Raw genomic sequence first — 26,047 nt, 5'->3', positions numbered from 1 at the left:
GACAGTGAAAATGTGATTTTTTACGCCAGTGGTAAACATTATAACTACCATGTACCGACTAAAACACTCACTGAGCGACCAATTATTTACTCTAATGGCTTGTTTTTATTGCCAGATGGTAAAACGTTTTTAGCCGATAAAAAAAATAAATACTGGTTATATGATTTTAATGGCGACGTGATAGAGAAGGTGGATTTAGGTTTTAATAACCATTTTACTATGCAGTATTTAAAAGTATCCCCTTTCGGCGATTATATTTCTTTTTTATCAGAGGGACTTGGATACCCTAAAAATTACTGGATTAATTTATCAGATCCTAGTAAGCGTATTATATTGGACTATGATAGATATACATATTTTTTCTCAGATAAAAAAAATAAAGTATTATATATTGAAACGATAAGGTCAACGGAGGAGGTGAAGCCGAATGGTCGATTCTATTTCGATGACTATATTGTAGAAACGGATTTACTTACTCAAAAAAAGAGAAAAATACCCTTAAAGGAATGTGGTATTTGGGGGATGGGGTCAATATATATTTATGGCGTGTTTAATATCAAGGATGAACAATGACTGAGCAATTTAATACAGGGCAATCTAGTTTTCCTAAAGCGTATTTACTTACCGGTTATGTTAATAAGGGGGAGCCAATTAGTAAGCTCACCCCGTTGTTTAATCGTGTAGTGGCGGCTGATAGCGATGGAGCCGCACCAATACTATTAAGCAGTGATGAAGGTGCGGTGTTAGAGGCTGTTGATGACAAGCAGTTAACAACACGAAACCCGTTTCATGCCCATAAAACCCGACCTATTATTGTGCCGCCGGTTGATGCGATAAGCTTGTTAGCGGCAAGCCAAGGTGATAAGTGGTTTGATACGTTTAAAACTCAACTAGAAAGCTATAAGGGTAAAACCAATACTCTTAGCTACAAAAAAATTGCAGTTGCAGATTTAAAGCGCCCTGATATTAATAGTAAAGATAAAACCTACAGCGATTGGTATAACGACCACATTATTAAGAGCAAGGTAACCCATATTTATGGTTATGTTATACCCAAAACACGGGCGCTGTTGCTCAGTGTAAACCGCTCTATTCCGTTAGCAGCTGACGATGGTAATGTTGAAATAGTAAAAGGCACTGAAACGCCAATTAAAGGTTTTTTTAATATAGCAGAGGCCAAACGAGAAGAAAGTAAAGTTTACACCGCTGTAATTAATAATAATGATCAAAAGCTGAGAACGCAAAAGTGGGACATGCAAAATAAATCAGTAATATCTGAGCTGAATAATCTATTAACGTTGAGCGATAGCGAATATCAAGCCAGATTAATGCAACAATGCTATGACGATGATAAAAAGCTTTACTATTGTCTTGACAGCCATTGTGCAAAAATAAATCGGAAAAACGATTGCTAGAACAGTTGAGAAGAGTGTGCGACTATCATTAATGGGTAAACCTAGTAGGAACAACAATGGTTTAATGTTATGCCGTAGTATAGTGGCTGGTTGTTGCTCTACTACAAAGTTTAAGTGAAAGTATAAACATATCTTAATTTACCAAGGAGGGAAAAATGCTTTTTTTGAAAAGATACACAACAGTCATTGTTGCCTTAAGTGCGCTACTATCGCAAAATTCGCTCGGGGCGGCTAGTATTAAAGCTTCGCCGCTGGTGCCAATCCAAGTTAACCAATTGAATAAAGTAATAATTACCAGCAGTGATTATGAATACGTTTACAAAGTTAATGCCAGTAACCCTAATTATGGCCAAGCGCAATTGATTTTTAGAAACAAACAACATGACTGGCAGCAGATTAGGTCAATATCTAGTGTTTTCGATGGTAATGCTTATGTAAATATAAAATTTACCGACATACCTAAAAGTGGTGATTTTGATTTATTACAAGATCTTAGAAATGGGGAAGATCCTACTTACATTTTAAAAGGTGTAGCCTATAAAGATCTTTACAATCCGTATTCGGATGTGCCCGTAATGCCGTCCATAATACTGGAGTGATGTTTTTAATTATCCTATTTAAGCGCTTATTATGAACGTTGACCCATGATAATGGACCAACGTTTTATTGTGTTATAAATTACCAGATCTAAAATTATTAATAGTTACATCATTAATAAGAGTTCGTTGGTATAAGCTACTTTTTGTTCCTTTACTTACAGAGTAATGCCCTAAAGTTGGTATATTAACAAATAATAGGATCACTGAGTTATCTTCTAAAACGGGAAGTTTACTTATATCAATTGAGTGGCTATAAATTCCTAAACGTTCATGGAGCGTATAAAAGTTTTGAGTTGATAAATCCAAATCTGCTATATCTATTTTTATATAATCAATATTTGGTTCTATATTTAGCTGACTTTGTTTTTTTTCAGTCGCGAGGTTTATATGCTGATAACCGTTATAATATTGCTCGGCCAGCTCTTTATTTTTGCTCACCCCAATACCATTCGCATACATATTAGCCAAATTAATTCTTGCGGAATTATGCCCTGTATAAGCTGCTTTTTCATACAGTTGGGCTGCAGTTTTTAAATCTTTATCTACCCCTTTCCCTAAGTGATATAAAACGGCTAAATTAAACTGAGATACTTGATCTTCTAAATAAGCAGATTTTTCATACCAGTGAGCGGCTGCTTTATTATCGTTATAGTGAGAGTGATATATCCACCCTAAACTGCGATATGCACGAATATCAGCTAACTCGGCTGCTTTTTTATACCAGTAAATCGCTTTGGTAATATCTTTATCCAACAATGAGCCAAATTGGTGCAACCAACCTAAAAAATAAGCCGCGTCTACAGACCCCGATTCAGCGAGTTTTTTGGCTAGGGCAATCGCGCTAGGGATGTTCTTTTCTCTATTTGAATTAATTGTATCTAACTGTAGCTCTACCAGTTTAAATGTAGGTTTTTTGGCTTCGTGGCTAATTAGTTTTCTTAGCCATTTTTCGGCTTCAATAAGGTTTTTTTTAACTTTTTGACCCCTACGATAGTATTCCATTGTTTTTTCTTGTGCGCTAATATCGCCGTGTTCAGCTGCATACTTTGTCCACATAAATATATCTTTAGGGTCGTTACTTTGTGCTAGTTTTTGTTGAGAAAATTTAAGAATGGCATTTTCTTCATCTATACCGCCATGTTCAACTGCTTGCTGATACCAAAATAAGGCGCGTTTTTGTTGGTTATCATTTTCATACATATTTGCTAATGCGATTTGGGCCGAAGGGTCATCTGCTATTGCTTTTAGAATAAGCGCTTCCTCTAGTTTAGCTTTTTCAGTTGTCAACTTTGGCTTGGCAAACAAGTCAAGTAATGGTTGTTTGATTTGCTGTGCTTCCATTTTAGGTGGGACTTGAGCTCGAGCTTCATGTTCGCACTCGCCTAAGCTAAAACAAATGACTAATATCGATACTATAATACGTTTCATTTGCTATCCTTTTGTAAATGGTTTTTACTCAAAGCATTAGTGTTGTGTTCTTTTTCTTGTTCTACACGTACACATTTCCCTTGTGGGGTGACCTTAACAAAAGTCATGTCACTTGTTGAATAGGTAATTTTTGTATTAATAGATAACGATAACCTCCCAGTATAAACACAGTTATTAGTGTAAATAGCTTTATCTTCTATATAATCAACATCTTGGTATATAATAGTTCCCTCACTGATTTCTCCATCTTGCCAGTTACCTTTAATAATACGCCTCGTGCTGTTAATACCTATATGTAACTTACCTACTCCATGAGCCACGCCATCTTTCCAGTGCCCTTCAAATATATTCGTTTTTCCGTAGCCATTAGGTTTGCCTTTGATCCACATACCATCATAGATAATGCCATGATGTGAAGTTAGTAATATCCCCTGACCATTGAATAGACCGTGGTCAAAGTGACCAATATAAAAACGTTGATATTTATTTATAAATGACCCTTGTCCATGGGGGATATTGTTTTCAAGCTCCCCAATATAGTCGCCCAACACCTCACCGTAGCCATCGTCTATGATAACTCTAGATTTTGTATAACCATCACGTATATTATGTAATTTATAACCACGAAAGTATTGGCATGGGTATTCCTCTGAATTCTCTTGACAGACTCCTTCGCCATGCTTTGTATCGTTGTCCCAATCGCCATCATAAAAGTCACCATTTGCTAAGGTTAACTTGCCTTTACCCCACCTCATGTGGGATAGCCATTGGCCACTGTATTGATCACCATTTGCGTAGTTCATTACTCCATATCCATTGTAACGGGAGTATTCAAATTCTCCGTTATAGCTGTCTCCATTTTTGTTTTTATATGTGCCTTGACCAAATAGCCAGCCAGCACTGAATAGTCCACTGTAGATATTACCATTTTCATTTAATGTTCCTTGACCATTATAATAATCGACTCGCCACATGCCTTCGTAGCGAATGTTGCCTTTAGTTTGTGTACCTTTACCATGGCGCTTATCGGCTTTCCATTGTCCTTCATAATGAGTTTCGCCATTGGTTTGTGTGCCTTGACCGTGGCGCAGGCCCAATTGCCATTGCCCTTTATAAACGTCGTTACTATAATAGGTCTTGGTTAGCACGCCTTGACCGTGAAATAAATCATTTTTGAAGTTACCTTTATAGATGTTTTTTTTAATGTAAGGTACCCAACTAAAAGTACCCGTACCGTTACGTATGCCGTTGTCGTCTAGCTCTCCCTCATAAGTAACTATTGCATTGTAGTAGTATTCACATGGAGTTGGTTTACGGTAGGTAAGGCAGAGGCCACGGCCATGTTTTTGTCCTTTGTTCCAGCTTCCATCAAAGCCGTTTCCGTCTTTATCAGTAAAACGTCCTTGACCGTGATGAAGGTAAGAAGAAAACTCTCCTTTATAGCGACTACCGTTTGTATAAATAACCTCGCCATTACCCTCAAATACACCCGCTTTCCAATTTCCTTTATAGTGAAGCGGTATCAGAGTATTGTTTTTTTCTTGATATTGCCAAAGGTGAGTGTAACGTTGATACATTTCCCCATAACCTTTTGCTTTTCCATCAACTTTTTCTCCAAAATAATAATTTTCATCGACTTTGCGGTCTCCGTAAATGTACCCTTTTGGTAAGTTTGAGAGTTTAGGTAAAAGGGAGGGCTTTTCTTGATTGTAGGCACTTGCTTTAAGTGGGCTTATTATTCTTAATTTGGTGGCGGAGGTTAAAATGTTTGTTGTTGTTTTTGTCGTTATATTATAAAAGGTTAACTGTTTATGCTCTTTGTCAGTGCCTATTAGTTGGCTATTAGCATGGTTAATATGCCACGGTGTAAAAAAGTTATTATCGAAGGTGCTGAGTATTTTTCCAGTTGTTATATTAAAGTAAAAAGACCTTTCTTTAGTGTGCAGTAGCCCATGTGTTTGTTCATTATTAAGATATAGTTCATTAAGTTTATCGTATCCATTTAGATATGGTTTGTTAAGTTTATCATACCCATCTAGATCAATTTTAAAGAGCCTTTTATCGTCCTTGTATTTACTCATATGAAACTTGTGAAAAGAGAGAGTTGAACCATCTTTTAAATAGACCGTATCACTATTTTCTTTTTTCTCTGTTACTGTTAGGTTGTTCAAGTCGACATATAAGTTTCGCGAGTGGTCGCCAAATTTAGACATGTAAACATTGAAGGTATTATCTTTCCAAATTATCAGTTGTGGTTGGCCTCTTACTGCTTCACCGATGATAAGGTGATCTCGAGTTAACAGATCATAAACAATGACTTCTTGGTACATAATTAGCGCTAAATAGCGGTTATTTGGTGAGCGAGAAAGGTATGTTATGTGCCCACCATTACCGCCAGGAGGGGTGTTGAATGAAAGTTCTTTCTCATCAAGCACCTGGCGAAGATCTGTTCCATCTATTTTGATGCTCCATATCGTTCTTTTTTCTTGCTGAGGTCCCTGCCACAAAAACTGGATACGCTCTTGATCAAATTGCGCAGCGTCGGTGATATCTTCTTTTAAAGCTATGGGTTGGGTTGCTTTAGATTCGTTTTTTTGTGTGTCAGGGTCAGGGTCAGTCTTTTCACAACCAAGCAAAGTGACAAAAATGAGGTATGTAATGATCTTAAAAGCAGTATGCTTTGGCATAAATAATCCTTTATAAAATGTTTCCGTGTCTTACATGACTATTGAAAATGCAAAAGTAATATCGTATTTTCGGTAAATATAATACACTATTCGGTTGTGTAAAAAAAAGGAACTTCTAATAAATTACGTTAAGGAATAACAGATGAAAAAAATATTTTTAAGTTTTGTATTACTGAGCCTTATCGCTTGGGCGAGCTATTTGTATTATAAAAAAAACAACAGTGGTTATTATGAGCGAGTTTTAGATGTAGAGATTATTCGAGGTGGTAAAAAAGTTACTCCTCGATTACAAGATTTTATGGATGATGAAAAAATAGCTAAAAGCTGCAGAACGCTTAGCCAAGGCATTGAACATAGTTATTTTTCTTTGATTAAATATGCGCTTGAAGGTGGGGTTGACCCTAATTGCAAAGAGAGTCGTGACAGCTTGCCTGTCTGTATGGAAACTCTTTTAAAAGATACCACTGACCTTACTTTAATGAACTACATGGCTAGTAATGGTTGTAACTACTCATATGAAAATGAAGTGGGTGAAAATGCTTTTCATATAATGTCTAGTTCTTTGAATTACAGAACATTGGCGTTATATATTGATAAGTTAGTAAGACTAGGCGTTGATATTAATCATCAGAATGTATTTGGCGACACACCCTTGATGTACTCTATCAATAATAGCGGGAACGCAAAACATACTGAGATATTTATAAAGTATGGTGCTGATTTAAATTATAAAAACATGGACCGCAGTACAGCATTAGGCATTGCTATTACAAATGATAATTCAAAAGTCATCGATCTTTTAAAATCTAAAGGCGCGCAGAGCTATATTAATGGTGAAGTTGTCAATAATGCCTTGCAATTAAAGATACAAAATAAGCGCGAGCAAGAGTTTTTAGAAAGGCAGAAAAAAAGGCAGGCTTCTTGGTCTAAATATATGGATTATTGGACAAATTTTATAAATGCTCACAACCTCGATTTAAGTTGTTCTTTTCGTTTAATGGGTGGGCCAAGGAATGGTCCTCAGGGGATAACGCTCAATGAACAAATGAATAATACGCTGAGTATGTCTACAGGAATGGATGCATTTGTTTTTGGAGGTTGCCCGGATTGGAAGTATTACCATTACCTCATTACTGGCAAGTCTGGGAGGATTTACTCTCAAGATAGTAATCTTATTTGGTATGAGCCAAATTCACCGATTGGTTCAGAAACATCTTCTTTTATAGTGTTACCATTTGATGATGAATTCCAAGGCTCCATCCAATGGTATGGCTCGCATAAAAAAGTAAATAACTTAAAAGTAGAAAAAGCGAGTTTAGAGCTTTTAAAAGAATATTCTCTTTATGTATATAAATAACACTTATTGAATGAGTGACAATTAGAGAGGCTGCTTTATGTCGGCTAGCCTTTTATTTCTAACATGACACTTCAAGTATCTGTGAGTAAAGCTGCAATTGATGCAATAAGTAAGTTGGCGTTGTTAATTGAGCATATCGGGATTGTATTATCGGCGAGTAGGTTGACATTAAAATAGAAAACTTATCTAAGCAGGATCGGCCATAAAGTAAAGTATATTATGGTTGCTTTAGGTTTGGTTTGAATTATATAACCTTAAAGTTGGTTTTATACGAAATTTATTTTCTTTTATTGTGGTTTTTCATTCCATTTAAAGGTGAGATTATGCTTGCATGCGCAGTTTTGAAGTGTTAAAAATAGGGCTCACTGAACACACACATTTAGTAAAGACGATGCAAAACACTCATTTAATTACATTAAAACTGAACCTCTTACTGCAAGCGCACGTGAGCGGGGATTAGTGTATTTGCATTAAGTAAACACAAAAAACCCCGCATATCGCGGGGTTTTTTTTATCTCGCATCCAGGGCAGCAGAGAATTAAGGGTAGATTATGCAAGAACAAGATAAAGTATGGATTTTCGACACCACTTTACGTGATGGTGAGCAAGCGCTTAAAGCGAGCCTGACTGAAGAAGATAAAATCCAGCTGGCGCATACTATTAGCCGCCTAAATGTGGATGTGATGGAAGTAGGTTTTCCGGTTTCGAGCCCTGCCGATTTTCGTTCAGTGCAACGTATAGCTACAGAAGTGAAAGGCCCTATTATTTGTGGTTTAGCACGCGCTGTTGCTAAAGATATTGAAGCCTGTGGCGAAGCACTTCGCACAGCACAACAAAGTCGAATTCATACTTTTATTGCTACCAGCCCTTTGCATTTAGAACACAAGCTACGTATGAGCTTAGATGATGCGACAGCCATGGCGGTTAAATCAATTAAGCTTGCCCGTAATTATACTGATGATGTGGAATTTTCATGCGAAGACGCAGGCCGTACACCGCATTGGGATTTATGCAAAATTGTTGAGCAGGCGATTAATGCTGGTGCATCAACCATCAACTTACCAGATACAGTTGGTTTTGTTACGCCAGACGAATACGCGGCGATGATCCGCCATTTAATGAATAACGTGCCAAATATTGATAAAGCGCGGTTAAGTGTACATTGTCATAATGATTTAGGTTTGGCTGTTGCCAATTCTGTTGCAGCGGTGCAAGCCGGTGCACGGCAAATCGAATGTACTATTAATGGTATTGGTGAGCGTGCGGGTAACTGTTCACTTGAAGAAGTGGCGATGATCATGAAGATGCGCCAAGACCACTTAAAAGTGTATACCGATATTCGCAGTGAAGAGATTTATCGCGCATCACGCCAAGTGGCGAAAATTTGTAATATGCCAGTGCAACCTAACAAAGCGATTGTTGGCGAGAATGCTTTTGCCCACAGTTCAGGTATTCATCAAGACGGTGTATTAAAAGCGCAAAATACCTATGAAATTATGTCACCAGAAAGCGTCGGCGTACCAAATAATCAATTAAATATGACCTCACGTTCGGGTCGTCATGTTATTGAGCACCGCCTTGAAGAATTAGGCTATCAAAAATCTGATTACGATATGGATAGCCTATATGAAAGCTTCTTAACCCTTGCCGATCAAAAAGGTACAGTGTACGACTACGATCTAGAAGCGATGATTTATTTTAACCAAATCAGTGATAAAGACGACAAATACCAATTAGAGTTTGTTAACTCAACGTCTAACTCGCAATCAGTAGCAAGCTCAACGATTGGGATGACGATTAATGGTGAGTCTAAACAAGAAGCGGCTACCGGCAATGGCCCTGTAGAGGCGTCATTCTTAGCGATTGAACGTTTAACGGGTATGGCTGTTGAAATGATTGAATTTAATCTAGAGGCGACCGGTGAAGGCGCCAGTTCATTAGGTGAAGTAAATATAATAGCTAAATACGATGGCCGCCCTTATCACGGCGCGGGCATTGCCGCGGATGTGGTTGAGGCGTCAGTACGCGCCATGATCCGCGTTTATAACTTAATTTATCGTGCACAAAAAGTGTCTGATTTAAAACAACAAAGGAAAGCAGGATGAGTCAATCAAATTATAGCGTTGCAGTATTAGCAGGCGACGGTATCGGCCCAGAAGTAATGGCAGCAGCAGAGCAGGTATTGGATGCTGTGAGCAGTAAATTTGGTTTTACTTTAACTCGTCATCATCATGCCATTGGCGGCGCTGCGATTGATCAATTTGGTAAAGCGTTACCCGATCAAACCCTTGCAGCGTGTGAAAGTGCCGATGCAATTTTGTTTGGTTCAGTGGGCGGTCCAAAGTGGGAGCATCTTCCTGCCAATGAGCAACCAGAGCGCGCATCACTTTTGCCACTACGTAAACACTTTGGTTTGTTTTGTAACTTACGCCCAGCGCAACTATTACCAGCACTGAGCGCTGCATCGCCATTACGTGCCGATATAAGCGAAAAAGGCTTTGATATCTTATGCGTGCGCGAGCTAACGGGCGGTATTTACTTTGGCGAAAAAGGCCGCAGTGGCGAAGGGGCTGAAGAAACCGCATTTGATACACAAACTTATTCACGCAAAGAAATTGAACGCATTGCACGTTTTGCCTTTGAAGCAGCAAAATTACGTAATAACCATGTAACGTCGGTTGATAAAGCCAACGTATTAGCATCAAGTGTATTATGGCGCGAAGTAGTAACCGAAGTAAGCAAAGACTTCCCAGAAGTAAGCCTTGATTATATTTACGTTGATAACGCGGCAATGCAACTGGTTAAACAACCTAGCCAGTTTGATGTGTTACTGTGTGATAACTTATTTGGTGACATATTGTCAGATGAATGCGCGATGATCACCGGATCTATGGGCTTATTGCCATCGGCAAGTTTAAATCAGTCAGGCTTTGGTATGTATGAACCTGCTGGTGGTTCGGCACCTGATATTGCTGGCAAAGGGGTTGCAAACCCAATCGCACAAATTTTAAGTGCCGCGTTAATGCTACGTTATTCACTAGGCCAAGATGAAGCGGCGCGCAGCATTGAAAAAGCAGTAGCCGAAGCGGTCGAAGCAGGCGTAGGTACACCGGATATTTACCCAAATGCAGGTTATACAACGCAAGACGTTGCCGCAGCAATTGTCGCTCGTATATAAAACAGCACGTATTTAAACAATTATTCACTCGCTGCACCGTCACGCGGCGAGTCAAACAAATTAGGGGATCAGCAAGTGGCCCAAACGTTATACGATAAAATCTGGCAAGCACATGTAGTTGCTAGTATTAATGAGCAAACCGATTTACTTTATATTGACCGTCATTTAGTACATGAAGTGACATCGCCGCAAGCTTTTGCTGGCCTGCGAGAGAAAAACCGTAAAGTGCGTTGTCCTGAAAAAACCATCGCAACGATGGATCATAATGTATCGACCAAAAGCCGCTCATTAGATGCCGCCAGTGAAGTATCAAAAAACCAATTGATGGCGCTTGATGCCAACTGCAAAGAGTTTGGTATTGTACTTTACGATTTAAACTCAATTAACCAAGGCATAGTGCATGTAATGGGGCCTGAGCAAGGTATTACTTTACCTGGCACTACCATTGTTTGTGGTGATAGCCATACCTCTACTCACGGTGCATTTGGTGCGCTGGCCCATGGTATTGGTACGTCTGAGGTTGAGCACGTACTCGCGACGCAAACACTACAACAGAAAAAAGCCAAGTCATTAAAAATTCAAATTAATGGTGTACTACGTCCAACGGTTACAGCCAAAGATTTGATCATGGCGGTGATTGGTAAGCTAGGTACCGCTGGTGGTACAGGTTATGTGGCAGAGTTTTGTGGTGAAGGTATTGCAGCACTGTCAATGGAAGCGCGTATGACATTGTGTAACATGAGTATTGAAATGGGCGCTAAAGCGGGTTTAATCGCTTCAGACCAAATCACTTATGATTACTTAAAAGGCCGCCCATTTGCTCCACAAGGCGATGATTTTGAAGCTGCAGTTGCCTACTGGGAAACCTTAAAAACTGACGAAGGTGCGCAGTTTGATTTAGAAGTTGAACTAGAAGCGAGTAGCATTCAGCCGCAAATTACTTGGGGCACTAGCCCTGAGCAAGTTATTGGTGTTGATGAATGCATTCCAGATCCAGATCAAGAGCCTGATTTAATTAAAGCTGATGCGATTCGCAGCGCGCTTAAATACATGGGTTTAACAGCCGGTGATAAGTTATCGTCAGCGAGCGTAGATACGGTATTTATTGGTTCATGTACCAATAGCCGAATTGAAGATTTACGCGCCGCCGCACAGATTGTTGAAGGTAAAAAAGTGGCTGCTGGTGTTGAGGCGTTAATTGTACCTGGCTCTGGCTTGGTGAAAAAACAGGCTGAAGATGAAGGCCTAGCTGATATTTTCAAAGCTGCTGGTTTTGAGTGGCGTGAACCGGGTTGCTCAATGTGCTTAGCCATGAACGATGACCGCTTAGGTGCAGGCAAGCGCTGTGCATCCACCTCAAACCGTAACTTTGAAGGTCGCCAAGGCCGTGGTGGTCGTACACACTTAGTAAGCCCTGCAATGGCCGCTGCGGCAGCTATTCATGGTCGCTTTGTTGATATTAGAGGAGAAGCCTAATGAGCATTTTTTTTAGTGGCTTAATGGCCCCACTTGATAAAAACAACGTCGATACCGACCAAATCATTCCAAAGCAGTTTTTAACCTCAACCAGCCGTGATGGTTTTGATGCGGCATTGTTTTATGATTGGCGCTATTTAGATAACGACGAGCCAAACCCTGAGTTTATTTTAAATCGGCCATGTTACCAAGGCGCGCAAATATTACTAACTCGCGATAACTTTGGCTGCGGCTCATCACGTGAACATGCACCATGGGCGCTTAAGCAATATGGTTTTGAAGTGATTTTAGCGGAAAGCTTTGCTGATATTTTCTTTAATAACTGTGGCAATAACCAGATGCTAGCTATTGCACTACCAGCGCAAACATTGGAAGACTTGTTTGTACTGAGCGAGCAACACGACGATATTCATATCGACATCGATCTTGAAAATCAGGTACTTATCAGTAACAAGTTTGCACCAATTTGCTTTGATATTCGCAAAGACGTAAAAGAGCGTTTATTAAGTGGCTTAGATTTTATCGGCGTCACCGAAACCCTCAACCCACAAATTGACGCCTTTGAGGCAAAGCTTAACGCTGAGCGCCCTTGGCAGTAAAGGTTTAAAAGTTATTAAACAATGAAACGCGGCTCAGGCCGCGTTTTTTATTGCTGCGGTTAGAAATAGTTGTTAACTTCGGAACATTATTGGCAATTAAACATTGAAAGAACTATTTATGCGAACGCTTTCTCCAAAATATATAGGCATTATTTTAGGTGTGCTTTACGGCATATCTATACGGGTATTTCTAGAGTTTAGTGATGCGTTTAACTTCGGCAGTTTAGTCACTATTTCTTTTATGTTTTTAGTCCCCATTGCGATTGGCTATATTCGTATTTATTTTGAATGCAAACTCAATAAATCAATGTCTTATAAGCAAATGGCAGTTAAGGCTTGGCAGCCTATTTTTGTATTTTTACTGGTCAGTATAGTCACTCTTTTAGAGGGGAGTATCTGTGTCGCTATGGCGCTACCTGCATTTATGTTATTTGCAAGTATAGGAGGAGTCTTAGCTGGATTTGTACATCGTAAATTAGAAAAAGAAAGTAAAAAAGTCGTCATGTCAGTGGCATTAATACCTTTGATTTTATCACCGCTAGAGGTGAATTTTTTAAAGCTATCGCAAACATACGAAGTTAAAAATTCAGTTGTTATCAATGCACCAATAGATGTTGTTTGGCGGCAATTGGCGAATGTAAGTTACATTGCAGAGGGGGAGTTCCCAATGTCATTTTCGCAATTGATTGGTATTCCTCGCCCTTTGCAGGCGGATATGGATGCACAAGGTATAGGTGCAGTGAGAACTAGTAAATGGCAAAATGGCGTTGTATTTAAAGAAGTTATAACAGATTGGCAGCCAAATAAACAAATGCTCTACCAGTTTGATATCGACCCTGATTTGATTCCAGACAACGCACTAGATAAACATGTAAAGCTAGGTGGAGAATATTTTTCTCCTCTTTATGGAGGCTATTATTTAGCAGAAACCGCTAATGGACAAACCGTTTTAACGTTAAAAACCACTGTTGAAGATAATACCAACTTTACTATTTACTCTCGATTATGGGGTGAGGTTATTTTTCAAGACTTTCATAATTCACTATTAAAGTTGATGAAAAGCCGAGCTGAAAAAGCCGTTTAAGCTATTTTATGGTTGGCTTGCAAACTTTTTTAGCTTACTCACCGCTGGACCACCATTCACCGCGATTACTTCCTTTGTATTTATTAACAGGCTAAGCTGCAACTTTATACTTTTAGGAACATGCTATGAAATTATTAACTGCGGCAACTTTATTGCTGGCATCTACGGCGGCGTTTGCTCGCCCTGCGCCTTTAGTATCTATCCCAACACATGATGATTTTTTTGATAATATTGCCGCCTATTGTGGTAAAGCTTTTGAGGGTAAAGTAACGGTTGATAATGCCACTGGTCCTAGCTCGTTTGCAGGCAAAAAACTAGTCATGCATGTTCGTAAATGTACTGATAGTGAGTTACAAATTCCGTTTCATGTAGGTGATGATGCATCACGTACGTGGATCATTACCAAAACCGGTAGTGGTTTGAGTTTAAAACACGATCATCGCCATCAAGATGGGACTGATGATGTATCGACTATGTACGGTGGTCATACGGTTGATGCTGGGTTTGCTAACGTGCAGTCGTTCCCTGCGGATCAGTATTCAAAAGAATTGTTTGTTAGCCAAGGTATTCCACAATCTATCGGTAATACATGGCAGATGTATATTTACCCTGAAAAGTTTACTTATCGTTTAATTCGCCAAGGCCGCGAGTTTCGCGTTGATTTTGATTTAATAAAACCAGTTACACCACCGCCAGCGCCTTGGGGTTATAAAGACTAAAGATTAGTCTTTGCTGGGCTTTGTCTCACATTGTAGTAATACCGTTAAAGGTGGCTGATAGGCGCGGGGTTTGGTTGGGAAACGATCATACTCTTGTACACCATCAGTCACTTTTAGCATAAACGGATTACCACGGCATAAACGGTCAGCATGGCGCAATAAAAATACACTTTGATTTTTAAAGTGCTGATAGTCGTCAGATTGAATTTCTAGATGATAGTTATTTGCGTCTAATTTTGTTTGGTAATAATGGACTTTTTCATCAAAGTCATAGAGTTTTTCGGTTTCACCTTTATCTGCTAATACCGCATTACTGCCTATTAATAGTGCCAGTGCACTGATAATTACTAGCCTATTTGCTGTTTTTCCTTTCATAAACCTTTAACTCCATTATTGTATTGAGCGCACTATTTAATTACAGTGATGCAACGAGTTATGCTGTAAGTCTAACACCCAAAAAGGGAAAATGTGATGTTCAAACAAATAAAACAACTATTTTCAGCTTTTGATGAGCAACCAGCTCAGCTGCAAGAGCATGATTTGAAAACGGCTGTAGCGGCATTATTGATTGAAGTCATGCGTGCTGATCGCGAGCAGCAAGACGATGAATTGAAAACGTTATCTCTGACTTTAAAAAAGTATTTTAATTTGAGTGATGAAGACGTTAGTGAGCTAATGCAAAGCGCAGGAAAAAGTTTGGATGACGCGATTGATTACTTTCAGTTTTCTAAACAAATTAATGATCAATGCAGCGCAGAGCAACGCATTGAAATTATAGAGCTGCTATGGCGCTTAGCGTATGCCGATGGTGAGTTAGATCCGCAAGAAGAGTATGTAATTCGCCGTGTTTCTAACTTGTTGTATGTCGCGCATGAGGATTTTATCGCTGCCAAGTTAGCAGCGACAAAGCTTTCTTAAGCGGTTTATTTATTTAATTTGCTGGCAACGCTGACGAGCTGCTGAGCAAGGCCTGCAATTCGTTCTGCTGTCACAGGGTCACTAATGCGGCCATTTTCATCAAGCAAAGTGTGAATTGCAGGTACGGCAAGTTGATCTGCCAATACCAAGCTGCCGATACCCGATAAAATATCGCGAACGTGATTTAGACCACGCAAGCCACCTAAGCCTCCCGGTGATGAGGCGTATAAAGCCGTTACCTTGTTACGAAATGCTGGAACTGCGCCTTGCTCAGTACGTGATGCCCAATCAATGGCATTTTTTAGTACCGCCGTAATTGAACCGTTATATTCAGGGCTCGCAAGTAAGATGCCATCTGCAGCGCGTAGTTTGTCTTTTAATAACTGAGCGCCTACTGGTGTGCCTTGCGCTTCAACGTCTTCGTCAAACATGGGTAAGTTTAGATCTGCCAGTTTAATTACTTCAACTTCTGCACCGCTTTCTAATGCAAAGCGGGCTGCTTCATTGATCAATTTTTGGTTAAAGCTGTCTTTACGTAAGCTGCCTGCTAAGGCAATAATTTTTGGTGCTGTCATGGTGGTCGCCTTCAATAACGTAGTTGGGTTTGCCTGTTAACTACTTTAGCAAATATTTACTTGCAGAAAAGCCAAATAAACGCAAAACTTATGTGCATATACGCACACTTAAGGTTAAGGGCAGGTATGGCGATTCAATTTGATGACTGGCAAGATGTAAAAGTAGCCTATGAAGTTGCGCGGTTAGGAACGTTAACAGCGGCGGCTGAAAAGCTCAACGTCCATCACAGTACGGTACTTAGGCGCATTAATAACCTAGAGCAAAGTTTAAATGCACGTTTATTTCATCGTCATGCCCGGGGTTATAAAGTAACTGAGATTGGCGCTAAACTCTTTACAGCAGCGCAGTCTATTAATAGTGAACTTGAACGCTTACACAATGATATTATTGCCGCAGATAGTACTTTGCGTGGTAGTTTATTGCTTACAACGGTCAGTGGTTTTATTGATGTACTGAGTGATGTGTGTGAACAATTTCAAAGTTTACATCCGCAAGTGCAGCTGGAAGTGATACTTGATCAAAACCGGTTACGTCTTGATCACGGCCAAGCACATATAGCGGTACGCGCAGGTCCTCGTCCTGATGAAGGTGATTATATCGCCCAGCATTTGGCGCATTTGTCGTCAGGATTTTATGCATCAAAGCGTTATATTGATAAGCATGGCGTGCCAAAAAGTATTAAGCAATTGCCGTTGCATAATTTTGTTTCGGGGGTGGCCGGCTATAATGGCAAAGTGCCTTATTTTGTTTGGGTTGATGAAAATATACCAACTTCACAAGTGAAATTACGCGTGTCTGAAACCTCAGAGGCAACCCGTGCAATTGTTAAAGGCTTGGGAATTGGCGGGATGCAGCATGACGTGGCGGCGCAGTATGCTGATTTAGTACCAATACTAGCGGATGAACTGAGTTGGCCAACGGATTTATGGCTAGTAACCCATCACTTAGTGCACCGAACAGCTAAGGTACAGGCGTTCAGTCAGCTTTTAAAAGCGTATTTTAAGGAGCATAAGCTCGCGTAATTTAGCTGCGTTAATCTTTCTATCAGCAAAAACGTGGCTAAACAGTATTTAGCCACGTTTTGTTTAACGACTGAGAAAAATTAATTAACGTCCTTTTAAATTACGCATGTCTGCTTGTACGTTACGATAAAACCGACCTAAGCTTCTATCTTGGCTACGTAATTGCGCAAGGCTCTGAGTATTGCGTTGCTGCTCTTTTAACAGTTTTTGATAATTAGTGATACGCCGCTGCGTTAATAAGCCTTTTTGTAACGCAGCTAGCACCTGACAACCGGGTTCTAGCTGATGACTACAATCGGCAAATCGACACTGCTGCGCCAGTTCACTTATATCGTTAAAAGTAAGCTCTACACCTTGTTGACAGTCACTTAGTTGCAGCTCGCGTATGCCGGGAGTATCGAGTAACAGCGCTCCTACGTTAAGAACATGCAATGCTCGATGAGTCGTGGTGTGGCGACCTTTGCTGTCGTCCTCGCGAATTGCACCAGTGTCACTTAGCTGCTGTTCACATAAGCTATTAACTAAGCTGGATTTACCTACACCCGAAGACCCAACAAAAGCTAATGTTTGACCTTTGCCGCACCATGGCATTAATTGCTCAACACTGCCACGCTCTAATGCATTAACAGACAGCACGGTTAAGTGATTATCAAGCGCTGTTAGTTGTGCTATATGTTGCTCTGGTGCTGCACATTGATCGCGTTTGGTCAGTACAACAACGGGTAAACACTCACTTTGATATGCTAACGCTAAGTAGCGTTCAAAGCGGCTTAGATTGAAATCTTGATTATGCGAGCTGACAATAAACAAAGTATCAATATTAGCGCCAATAAGCTGTTCACTTAATTTACTTCCCGCACTTTTGCGACTGAGCAATGTTAAGCGCTCAAGCAATCGGGTAAACAGCCAGTGTTCGTTGTGTTGCGTAAGTAATATCCAGTCACCCACAGTTAAGGGGGGATGATCTGAATTTACCAATACCTTGTGGCAACCCTGCTCACTCTGTACAACAAAGTGGTCGCGATGGTAGGTAATGATCCGTGCAATCAGTGTGTGCTCTAAATCATTGAGCGTAAGTTGTTGTTGGAAAAATGCGCGCCAACCCAGTTGGCTTAAACTTAAATTAGTATTCATATAACCCCATTACTGCAAAGAGTAAAAATAACAAAGGGGTTTGCTGTTAAATTTTAGCTATCAACAGCGCCCCGGCTAATGGCCGGGCAAAACTTAATATTAAAAAATAAAATTAAGCACTTACTTGCCCAGCAAGGGGGTTTAATACAATCATCAAATATCTCCTGTTTAGATGTTTATTGTGGTTTTACACCAGTTGGCACTATAGCCAAGTTTGGGTGAATAAAATACACATTAAATAGATTTTTTTACTGTAATACCAAGACGTTTGGCTAATCGCACTAAGTTAGCGCGATCAACTTTTAATGTTCGTGCTGCACTGGCCCAGTTGTAATTATGTTGTTCTAGCTGTTGGCTGATTAAATGCTGAGTAAATGTATCCGTTGCTTGTTTGAGCGAGAAATTTTGTTTATTTATGTTATTGTTATCGGCAGTTGTTAATGCGACAGGCGTTGGGTTATTTGTACTTAGGTTAAGTTCACAATGAGCAGGTTCAATAGTAATTATTGCTTGCTGCCACTGGCTTTGTTTGGCTTTTAATGCTGCACGGCTGATCACATGCTCAAGTTCTCGCACATTTCCCGGCCAGTCATATTGAGTGAGTAGTAGTTGCGTTTCGACGCTGAGTTTGAGTTGTTTGATAGCTAGCTTACGGGCTGTTCTTTCAACAAAGTAACCTGCAAGTAAAATTACATCGTTTTCGCGTTGTTTAAGTGGCGCAACGTTGAGCGGGTAAACACTTAACCGATGATATAAATCGGCTCGAAAACGCCCTTGAGCGACTTCGTTTTTTAAATGCCTGTTTGTAGCCGCAATAACCCTTACATCGACGTATTTTACTTCATCTTCGCCAACCGTTTGGATTTCACCACTTTGTAAGACGCGCAATAGTTTACTTTGCATGGCAAGTGGTAGTTCACCAATTTCATCTAAAAATAAGGTGCCACCATCAGCCAGCTGAAACTTGCCTTGACGTGCATTATGGGCGCCGGTAAATGCGCCTTTGGCGTGGCCAAAAAATTCACTTTCGGCGAGATTCTCTGGTAATGATGCACAATTTAAGTGAATTAACGGCATTTCGCTACGCTTTGAATGAAGATGGATATTGCGTGCTACTAGCTCTTTACCTACCCCGGTATCACCTTGGATCAAGACACTAAACTCAGAAGCCGCCACTAGTTTTATATCGCTTCGAAGGGCTTGCATGGCGGTGCTTTGGCCGATGATCTCTGCACCATCGCGGGTAAGCGCTTCGCGGTTTAGCTCTTGCACTAAAGCGCTACTATGTTGCGCGTGGTTTTGATATTGCTGCAGTTTTAATACAGTTTGCAAATGCGCGGTGCAAAGCGTACCTAGTTGAGTAAATAGCTCAAGGTCAAAACTGTCGAATGCATTTGCATCGAGACTGTCGAGGGTGATCACCCCTAGTAAGTTATCGTCGCTATCAAGTAGAGGGATGCCTAAGCAAGCATGAACAGGAATATCGCCAGCTTTGCTCGATAGTAAACCGTCGTACGGATCAGGAATTGGGCAATCATGGGCAAACTGTAATGGTTGCTTAGCGTTGCAAATGGCATGTAAACGTGGATGCTCGTTTATTACAAAGCGTCGTCCTAGGGTGTCAGGCGTCAGTCCATGAATAGCTTGTGGTTTTAACACATCGCCTTGTAAGGTAAGCAGTGCAATAGCGTCACTGGGTATTACTTGTTTGATACACTGAATTAACTGCTGAAAAGGCTGCTTTTGGTCGCTCACTTTAGCAAGCACAAGGGCGACATTAAGTAAGCTTTGTTTATCTACCATGTCAAAATGACTCAAATGTGTTTTTATCTTATTTAAAGGTGAGTCATAAAGACTTTTTTGTCAATAGCAAAATAGTTAACATGTTGAATAATAAGCAGTTTAAATCTTGGCTCGGCTTGTGCAATAGCGTGTTATAAATACCTAGATAGATGAGTCTAATACGCTGATGCGAGCAATCAATTTAACCGAACCAATGCCCAAAAAAATGCGTTTTTATCAAGTCAGTCAATGGCCGTTATGGATGTTAGCATTTCGGCCCTACTTTTTAGGAGCTGGCTTATTGGCCGTTTTGTCGATTAGTTATTGGTTACTCATTTTAACAGGCCATGCCAGATGGCAATTGACTATGCCAGCAACACTTTGGCATGCCCATGAAATGATGTTTGGCTTTGCAGGCGCTGTAGCTGTGGGGTTTTTATTAACCGCAGCACAAACTTGGAGCGGGGTTGCGAGTATTAATGGTCGTAAATTGATGTTGCTAACCCTAGTGTGGCTAGCAGCTCGTGTTGCGTTTTTTATTACCAGTGCAGGTATTGAAAACTTTAGTTTATATGCGGTGTTATTGTTCCAATTGCTTTGGTGGTTAGGTGCAGTTATGGCGCTGGCTAATATGCTCCTTAAAGCTGGCAATAAAAATAACTACCAATTTTTACTGATGCTAAGCGCATTGTGTGTGCTCAATATTATTTATTTATGCTTAGCAATACAACAAAACATGCTACTTGCATTGGCAGTCGCCGATACCGCAGTACTAGTAATGACCTTACTTGTCGGTGTGGTGGCTGGGCGGGTATTACCTTTTTTTACTGCTCGTGGTCTTGGTTTAGCGGAGCAAGTGCGTACTCCTCGTTTAGATAAAGTGCTGCTTTACAGCTCATTGTTTGCTGTCGCGCTTTATTTTATCAGCCAATTATTTATAGCAAGCGTTAATCCTGGTTGGGCATTGGCTGTTGTTGCTGTAGTGCATTTAAGTCGCTCATTGTTGTGGTGGAATAATCAAATGCTCAAAGTACCACTGTTATGGTCGTTGCACTTCTCTTATCTAGCTCTTGGGCTTGGTTTAGTATTGCTTGCGCTGAGTTTTTACAGCTCGGTTATTTTGTTTAAAGACGCGCTGCATATGATCACTATAGGTACGATTGGCATGATGATCTTAGCGATGATGACGCGGGTATCTCATGGTCATACTGGCCGCCCTTTAACTATTCCTCACTTTATGGCTGTGGCGTTTGCTTTAGTGTTTATTGCAGCAATTATTCGTTCGTTATTACCTGTTGTTATTGGGCCACACATCGCATGGCAGCTGAGTGCTGTACTGTGGATCGTGGCATTTTTATTGTTCTTATTCCACTGTATTCCTATTTTAACGCGGCGTCGTGTTGATGGGCGTCGTGGTTAAAGGAAGTTGTATGTTATCTGATAAAACCATTGAAATAGTAAAAAGCACAGCGCCTTTATTGGCGCAGGCGGGCACCGTTGTCACGGAGCATTTTTATAACCGGCTGTTTAGTCATAACCCTGAGCTGCAGGATATTTTTAATATGGCCAATCAACGTAGTGGCCGTCAGCAATTTGCATTATTTAATGCCTTGGCTGCGTATGCTCAAAATATTGATAATTTAGCCGTATTAAAAGAGGCGCTGGCACGCATTAATCATAAGCATACCAGCATGCATATTTTACCTGAGCATTATCCAATAGTTGGCGGACACCTGATTGGCACTTTAAAAGAATTGCTCCCTGAGCAATTTACAGCTGAAGTTGAATATGCATGGCGTGAGGCTTACGCACTACTTGCTGATATTTGTATTACCGAAGAAGCGGCGCTATACGAGCACAGTAAAAATAACCACGGTGGCTGGTCGGGTACTAGAGCATTTGTTATTGCTAAAAAACAGCCTGAATCAGAGTTAGTAACCAGTTTTACTTTAGTGCCAGTCGATGGTAAAGCGGTAATGACTCATAAACCAGGGCAGTATTTAGGTATCAAAGTAAAACCAGCTTATACACAGTATAGTGAGATACGCCAATACTCTATTTCTCAGCAAAGTAATGGTGAAAATTACCGTATTAGCGTGAAAAAAGAGTTATTGCCAGCAGCGGGGATTGTATCTAATTATTTGCACTCACTTGATGTGGGCAGCGTTGTGGAGCTTTATCCACCGGCTGGAGACTTCTTTTTACGCGCAAATAAAAAACCTGTGGTATTAATTTCTGCGGGCGTTGGTCAAACACCGATGCTGGCAATGTTACAAACATTATTATGTGATACATCGAATCAAGCGGTCACCTATTTACACGCCTGTGAAAATATCCTGCAGCATTCATTTAGTCAGTTTTTGGCGGAGCAAGCCGCGGCGCATACTCGATTAAATTACTACACTTGGTTTAATCAAGGTGGCGAGGGAGCTGAGTTTACTGGATTGATGAATGTCAGTGCTGTTGCTGAACAGCTTCCGCTTGAAGAAGGTGACTTCTACATCTGTGGCCCTACGGGGTTTATGGCTGCAATTAAACAGCAATTACTCGTATTAGGAGTCGCTGCTGAGCGTATTCACTACGAGGTGTTTGGCCCACATCAAGATATTTAATGACGAAACTAAATGTAGGTTTTAAGTGAAAAGGCGCGAAATGCGCCTTTTTTATGGTTTTGGCTACTTAAAGTACAGCATTGCTATTTTTCGCTGCTAAAGCTTGGTTTTGCCATGCGGTAAATAATTTTTGTTGCTTGTCGGAAATTTTTAAACCATAGGTTTTTTGCATATAAAAATAAGCATCGGCAATGCGTTTTCGTGCATAAAAGGGCGGCTCTACCACACGCTGTTTAAAATCTACCTTTACCTGGCAGCGACCATATTGGCTTGCATTACCTGCAATCATGCCAAAGCTGTAATTAGATCGGTCTGCGTTTATTTCACCAATTGCCGGAGCGAGATTATTTATATCAGCTTCCATTTTCCGAAATTGCGCACTGACTTTAATGCAATTTTTTCGGCCGCCATCTTGCCAGCATTGTAGCTGGTGACCAAATTCCCATGCAGACACAATATGTTCCCACTCAATCCGAGTTGCGCGCGCATTTGGTTTGCCTGAACGAGTAACCGCATTGCGAGGCACATAACCACATGCATTTGGGTCGGGCACCAGTTTTTTACCTTGGCGTTTAATATTACAGCCACAATAGAGGCTGGTGGCGTTATCAGGAAGGGTTTTGATGAGGTGTTTTTTTGCGCTGTAAAAACTGGTGAATTGTTCTGCATAAAGGTTAAAACTCACACAACACAATACCAGCGCAATAATTAAATGCGGCATATCCAATCACTTTAGTGAACTACAGGAAGCGCTAGTTTAGAGCGATTATTCAAAAAGTAAATCGCTTAACTGTGTGATGTAGTGGGAATTTTAACTCATCTCTAAGGTAAGGTTAGCTACTTGGGCGACGGGAAGTACGTTTTCTAAAACGGATATTCTGTAGTAATAAAATAAAGCCAGTTAAACAAAACAATACGCTACTGGCTGCAAAACTTATTAATAATGGGTTATTAAAATCTTCACGTTGCTCATAGTCCATTATGTGTAACATCCAGAAAAAATCGAAAATTCGCCAAATTGTGCTGCGAACAGTAATAACTTGGCCGCTATCAGCGGATAAATATAGTGTGGTGTTAAACGTATCGTCAAAATTTACTTGCCAAATATTTTCTTTAAAGCCAACTTCGCTAGTACCTTTAGCTAGTTTGATCACGTCTGTTACTTGCGCATTGATTAATAGATGAGCTTGGGCATTGGCAATAATTTGCGCTTTACTCGGTGCTACCAAAGGACGGCCAGTAACTCCGTTAAAGCTGTACTCACCGTTACTGTTGCTCACAATAATGGTAGGGATTGTTAAAAAGTGACTATAACTAATTTGTCTTGGTTGAGTAATTTTTGCAACGATATTATCAACTGAGGCTAGATAATCAGCTTGTTTGAATGGGTTATTTAATTGCCGCGCAGCTAAATGTTTACCGTGAACTTTTTCAAGCGGTATAGCACTCATAATTAAACCACCGAGTAACCATGCAAAAATTTGTAGCGCTAATAAGTAACCTAACCATTTGTGAAACTTACGCGCATGTTTAAAAATGCGTTTATCCATAGTGACTACCTGTTTGTTATTAGTGCGGTATTCTATAAATTATATTGAGTTTGCCAATGTGGCAAATTGTCGCATCAACAAAATAAAACTAGCTACTCTAGATTTGGTATATACGCAAAATTAGGTTAAAGTTTGCGTTGTTATTAACGCAGGGTAAAAATGAAACAATGTCGGAAATTCAATTTTTAAATGTAGATCTAGAGCTTGAATCAAAGCAAGATATTAGTTTGTTAGTTGCAGACTTAAAAAAAAGTGCTGTGGTTTTGCATTACGATAAAGATGAGTACCGTCAACTAGCACGTATTGAGTCTAATGAAGACGTTATCTCACCAGATAAAGCGATTAACCACTTATGTGAGTTAATTGAATCTTGCTCACGCAATGCATTAAAGCAGTGGTTATCATGCTCAAAGCGCACCTTTGATATTGGCTTTGAATCAGGCACTTCGCCAAAATGCTTTAATCAAGCGCTCAGTGCCGATACTTTATTGCGTATTTCTGCTATTGGCGCAGGTATTGAAATTACAATTTATCCACTTTCAAGTTAGCCTTTTCGCTCTACAATTGCTGCGGTCATTCTTGATACGCAGCACAGTTCTCCACGACTATTGGTGATTTTTATTTCCCATACGGATGTACGCTTGCCTAAGTGTAGTGGTGCTGCTATCGCGGTTAATATACCATTACGTGATGCTTTTAGATGATTGGCATTGATCTCCTGGCCAACACAATAAAACTTTGTAAAATCAACAGCAAAGTTTGCAGCATAACTCGCCACCGTTTCTGCAAGTACAACATTTGCGCCGCCATGCACCATACCCATAGGGTTATGATGAGCTGGGATCGCGGGCATCGTTGCTACTAAATAATCATCGCCTATTTCACTTATTTCAATGCCCATGGTTTTCATCAATGTGCCTTGACCACTTATGCCGTCATCAAGTTGCTTACATTGTGCTAGGGTGATCGGTTGATACCAAATACTCATCTGTCTACCTCACTAAGTTATTTACTAAATCAGTCTACACTTTTAAACATTTTCCTACAGTTAAGATCATAAAAATAGATAAAATGTACCTATATTATCTAACTGTTAATGGATCTTAAGGATGAAAGTAAAGGTATTTGGATGTGGTGCAATATTATTAATGAGCCTTGTTGCTCAGCCGCAGGCTGTTGCTAGTACCCAACATCAACTCGATATTGGTTTTACCGATTTAGCTGGTTTAGATGAATCTTTTTTAGGCGCACGGTATCGATATTTTGCGCAAGATCTTGAATCGTTGACTGGTCCATACGAGCTAAAAGCGTATTTAAATCAAGTCAATAATTATGCTATTGGTGGGTTTGCTAATGATGATTTTAGCTATTTAAATGCCGATGCTGCCATCTATGGTCCCGCAGGATTAGTTATTAGTGCCAGCGCGCAGCGCCTCTGTGAGGATAATAGCTATTGGCAAAATACTGATTATTTAGTGAGTGCCGCTGTTGGTAAGCAAATGAATGAGCAGTTACAACTAGGGTTCAATATATATTACAGTCGCTTAGAGCGCCATGATATGTGGTTTGGCAAAGATAATGAAAGAGTCGCGGTTGAATGGACTTATGCTCCTTATGTTCGTTGGACAAATATAGTTAGCAATCAAGGTTGGGATTTAGAGCTAAAGCAATTGGCAGGGCGTTATCGTTATGTGCAGGGGCAGGCGGTTTATTATGTAAATCAAGCATGGTCAGTGGGAGTCGTTGCTAATATTCGTAATCAGAAAAATCTAAAAGACAACTATGAACTGCAAACGCAATATTGGTTTAATCAACATGTAGCATTAAAGTTTGGTCTTGGATCTGCGCTTGATTCTGGAAGTGGTTTAAATAGTATGAGCTTGTTATTAACGGCGCGATTTTAAGCCAATT

The 26,047-nt window shown here is 40.2% G+C and carries 24 protein-coding genes and 1 pseudogene; 16 read left to right on the top strand and 9 right to left on the bottom strand.

Translation table 11 applies throughout. The annotated features are described in order from the left end of the window. The 3 genes and pseudogenes from H5232_RS09815 to H5232_RS09805 form a co-directional block, all read left to right on the top strand. A pseudogene (locus tag H5232_RS09815) lies at window positions 1-573 on the top strand (hypothetical protein); the annotation flags it as partial. Further along, window positions 570-1,415, top strand: a complete 846-nt coding sequence (locus H5232_RS24210) for a hypothetical protein (RefSeq protein ID WP_259400124.1) — start codon at window positions 570-572, stop codon at window positions 1,413-1,415. The pseudogene H5232_RS09815 and the gene H5232_RS24210, both read left to right, overlap by 4 nt. Window positions 1,416-1,570: 155 nt before the next feature. Then, the gene (locus H5232_RS09805; RefSeq protein WP_182718528.1) at window positions 1,571-2,014 is read left to right on the top strand and encodes a hypothetical protein; all 444 of its coding nucleotides are present in this window, start codon (window positions 1,571-1,573) and stop codon (window positions 2,012-2,014) included. A gap of 72 nt (window positions 2,015-2,086) precedes the next feature. Here the strand turns inward: H5232_RS09805 and H5232_RS09800 are convergent, their stop codons facing one another. Continuing rightward, window positions 2,087-3,442: a tetratricopeptide repeat protein gene (locus H5232_RS09800; RefSeq protein WP_182718529.1), complete on the bottom strand. Its 1,356-nt coding sequence runs from the start codon at window positions 3,440-3,442 to the stop codon at window positions 2,087-2,089. Then, window positions 3,439-6,129, bottom strand: a complete 2,691-nt coding sequence (locus tag H5232_RS09795) for a hypothetical protein (protein WP_182718530.1) — start codon at window positions 6,127-6,129, stop codon at window positions 3,439-3,441. Before H5232_RS09795 ends, H5232_RS09800 begins: the two co-directional genes overlap by 4 nt. 142 nt (window positions 6,130-6,271) lie before the next feature. Between H5232_RS09795 and H5232_RS09790 the strand changes: the two genes are divergently transcribed. The 7 genes from H5232_RS09790 (at window position 6,272) to H5232_RS09760 (ending at window position 14,542) form a co-directional block, all read left to right on the top strand. Then, window positions 6,272-7,486, top strand: a complete 1,215-nt coding sequence (locus H5232_RS09790) for an ankyrin repeat domain-containing protein (protein ID WP_182718531.1) — start codon at window positions 6,272-6,274, stop codon at window positions 7,484-7,486. 551 nt (window positions 7,487-8,037) lie between these two features. Beyond that, the gene (leuA, locus tag H5232_RS09785) at window positions 8,038-9,591 is read left to right on the top strand and encodes a 2-isopropylmalate synthase (RefSeq protein WP_145242424.1); all 1,554 of its coding nucleotides are present in this window, start codon (window positions 8,038-8,040) and stop codon (window positions 9,589-9,591) included. Next, window positions 9,588-10,664 carry a 3-isopropylmalate dehydrogenase gene (leuB, locus tag H5232_RS09780; RefSeq protein WP_149980410.1) on the top strand — a complete coding sequence of 359 codons (1,077 nt, stop codon included), beginning with the start codon at window positions 9,588-9,590 and terminating at the stop codon, window positions 10,662-10,664. Before leuA ends, leuB begins: the two co-directional genes overlap by 4 nt. 75 nt (window positions 10,665-10,739) lie before the next feature. Further along, window positions 10,740-12,140, top strand: a complete 1,401-nt coding sequence (gene leuC, locus H5232_RS09775; RefSeq protein WP_145242429.1) for a 3-isopropylmalate dehydratase large subunit — start codon at window positions 10,740-10,742, stop codon at window positions 12,138-12,140. Next, window positions 12,140-12,739, top strand: a complete 600-nt coding sequence (gene leuD / locus H5232_RS09770; protein ID WP_182718532.1) for a 3-isopropylmalate dehydratase small subunit — start codon at window positions 12,140-12,142, stop codon at window positions 12,737-12,739. The genes leuC and leuD overlap by 1 nt, the downstream gene beginning before the upstream one ends. A gap of 118 nt (window positions 12,740-12,857) precedes the next feature. Next, window positions 12,858-13,823, top strand: coding sequence for a hypothetical protein (locus tag H5232_RS09765; protein WP_182830829.1), 966 nt, complete (start codon window positions 12,858-12,860; stop codon window positions 13,821-13,823). A 125-nt stretch (window positions 13,824-13,948) separates the two neighbouring features. Further along, window positions 13,949-14,542 carry a hypothetical protein gene (locus tag H5232_RS09760; protein WP_182761243.1) on the top strand — a complete coding sequence of 198 codons (594 nt, stop codon included), beginning with the start codon at window positions 13,949-13,951 and terminating at the stop codon, window positions 14,540-14,542. A gap of 3 nt (window positions 14,543-14,545) precedes the next feature. Here H5232_RS09760 and H5232_RS09755 read toward each other — a convergent pair whose 3' ends face one another. After that, complete coding sequence (locus H5232_RS09755) at window positions 14,546-14,917, bottom strand: hypothetical protein (RefSeq protein ID WP_182718534.1); 372 nt, start codon at window positions 14,915-14,917, stop codon at window positions 14,546-14,548. A 96-nt stretch (window positions 14,918-15,013) separates the two neighbouring features. Between H5232_RS09755 and H5232_RS09750 the strand changes: the two genes are divergently transcribed. Beyond that, complete coding sequence (locus tag H5232_RS09750; RefSeq protein WP_145242439.1) at window positions 15,014-15,460, top strand: TerB family tellurite resistance protein; 447 nt, start codon at window positions 15,014-15,016, stop codon at window positions 15,458-15,460. A gap of 5 nt (window positions 15,461-15,465) precedes the next feature. Here the strand turns inward: H5232_RS09750 and H5232_RS09745 are convergent, their stop codons facing one another. Further along, window positions 15,466-16,035 (bottom strand): NADPH-dependent FMN reductase, encoded by a 570-nt coding sequence (locus H5232_RS09745; RefSeq protein ID WP_145242441.1) that lies wholly within the window; start codon window positions 16,033-16,035, stop codon window positions 15,466-15,468. A gap of 126 nt (window positions 16,036-16,161) precedes the next feature. Here H5232_RS09745 and H5232_RS09740 point away from each other — a divergent pair, with 126 nt between their 5' ends. Further along, window positions 16,162-17,058, top strand: coding sequence for a LysR family transcriptional regulator (locus H5232_RS09740; RefSeq protein ID WP_145242443.1), 897 nt, complete (start codon window positions 16,162-16,164; stop codon window positions 17,056-17,058). An 84-nt stretch (window positions 17,059-17,142) separates the two neighbouring features. On the opposite strand, the gene rsgA is transcribed toward H5232_RS09740, so the two are convergent. Together rsgA and norR are read right to left on the bottom strand one after the other, a co-directional pair. Beyond that, window positions 17,143-18,192, bottom strand: a complete 1,050-nt coding sequence (rsgA, locus tag H5232_RS09735) for a ribosome small subunit-dependent GTPase A (protein WP_145242444.1) — start codon at window positions 18,190-18,192, stop codon at window positions 17,143-17,145. Window positions 18,193-18,426: 234 nt separating this feature from the next. Next, window positions 18,427-19,995, bottom strand: a complete 1,569-nt coding sequence (norR, locus tag H5232_RS09730; protein WP_182739930.1) for a nitric oxide reductase transcriptional regulator NorR — start codon at window positions 19,993-19,995, stop codon at window positions 18,427-18,429. A 166-nt stretch (window positions 19,996-20,161) separates the two neighbouring features. Between norR and H5232_RS09725 the strand changes: the two genes are divergently transcribed. Together H5232_RS09725 and hmpA are read left to right on the top strand one after the other, a co-directional pair. Further along, window positions 20,162-21,394, top strand: coding sequence for an NnrS family protein (locus tag H5232_RS09725; RefSeq protein WP_182830828.1), 1,233 nt, complete (start codon window positions 20,162-20,164; stop codon window positions 21,392-21,394). 10 nt (window positions 21,395-21,404) lie between these two features. After that, the gene (gene hmpA / locus H5232_RS09720) at window positions 21,405-22,586 is read left to right on the top strand and encodes an NO-inducible flavohemoprotein (protein WP_182718539.1); all 1,182 of its coding nucleotides are present in this window, start codon (window positions 21,405-21,407) and stop codon (window positions 22,584-22,586) included. Window positions 22,587-22,653: 67 nt separating this feature from the next. Here the strand turns inward: hmpA and H5232_RS09715 are convergent, their stop codons facing one another. Both H5232_RS09715 and H5232_RS09710 read right to left on the bottom strand, forming a co-directional pair. Continuing rightward, window positions 22,654-23,307, bottom strand: a complete 654-nt coding sequence (locus H5232_RS09715; protein ID WP_145242452.1) for an endonuclease — start codon at window positions 23,305-23,307, stop codon at window positions 22,654-22,656. A 112-nt stretch (window positions 23,308-23,419) separates the two neighbouring features. Next, window positions 23,420-24,136 (bottom strand): hypothetical protein, encoded by a 717-nt coding sequence (locus H5232_RS09710; protein WP_182718540.1) that lies wholly within the window; start codon window positions 24,134-24,136, stop codon window positions 23,420-23,422. Between the two features lie 167 nt (window positions 24,137-24,303). On the opposite strand from H5232_RS09710, the gene H5232_RS09705 reads away from it, so the two are divergent. Continuing rightward, entirely contained in the window at window positions 24,304-24,684 is a 381-nt protein-coding gene (locus tag H5232_RS09705) for a hypothetical protein (RefSeq protein ID WP_145242456.1), read from the top strand. On the opposite strand, the gene H5232_RS09700 is transcribed toward H5232_RS09705, so the two are convergent. Continuing rightward, window positions 24,681-25,124, bottom strand: a complete 444-nt coding sequence (locus H5232_RS09700; protein ID WP_182718541.1) for a PaaI family thioesterase — start codon at window positions 25,122-25,124, stop codon at window positions 24,681-24,683. The two genes, H5232_RS09705 and H5232_RS09700, sit on opposite strands and share 4 nt — an antisense overlap. A 121-nt stretch (window positions 25,125-25,245) precedes the next feature. Between H5232_RS09700 and H5232_RS09695 the strand changes: the two genes are divergently transcribed. Beyond that, entirely contained in the window at window positions 25,246-26,040 is a 795-nt protein-coding gene (locus H5232_RS09695) for a hypothetical protein (RefSeq protein WP_182739926.1), read from the top strand. Window positions 26,041-26,047 lie beyond the last annotated feature (7 nt).

The organism is Pseudoalteromonas sp. SG41-5, assembly GCF_014164495.1.
GTDB lineage: Bacteria > Pseudomonadota > Gammaproteobacteria > Enterobacterales > Alteromonadaceae > Pseudoalteromonas > Pseudoalteromonas rhizosphaerae.
This window is presented reverse-complemented; position numbering and strand designations above follow the sequence as displayed.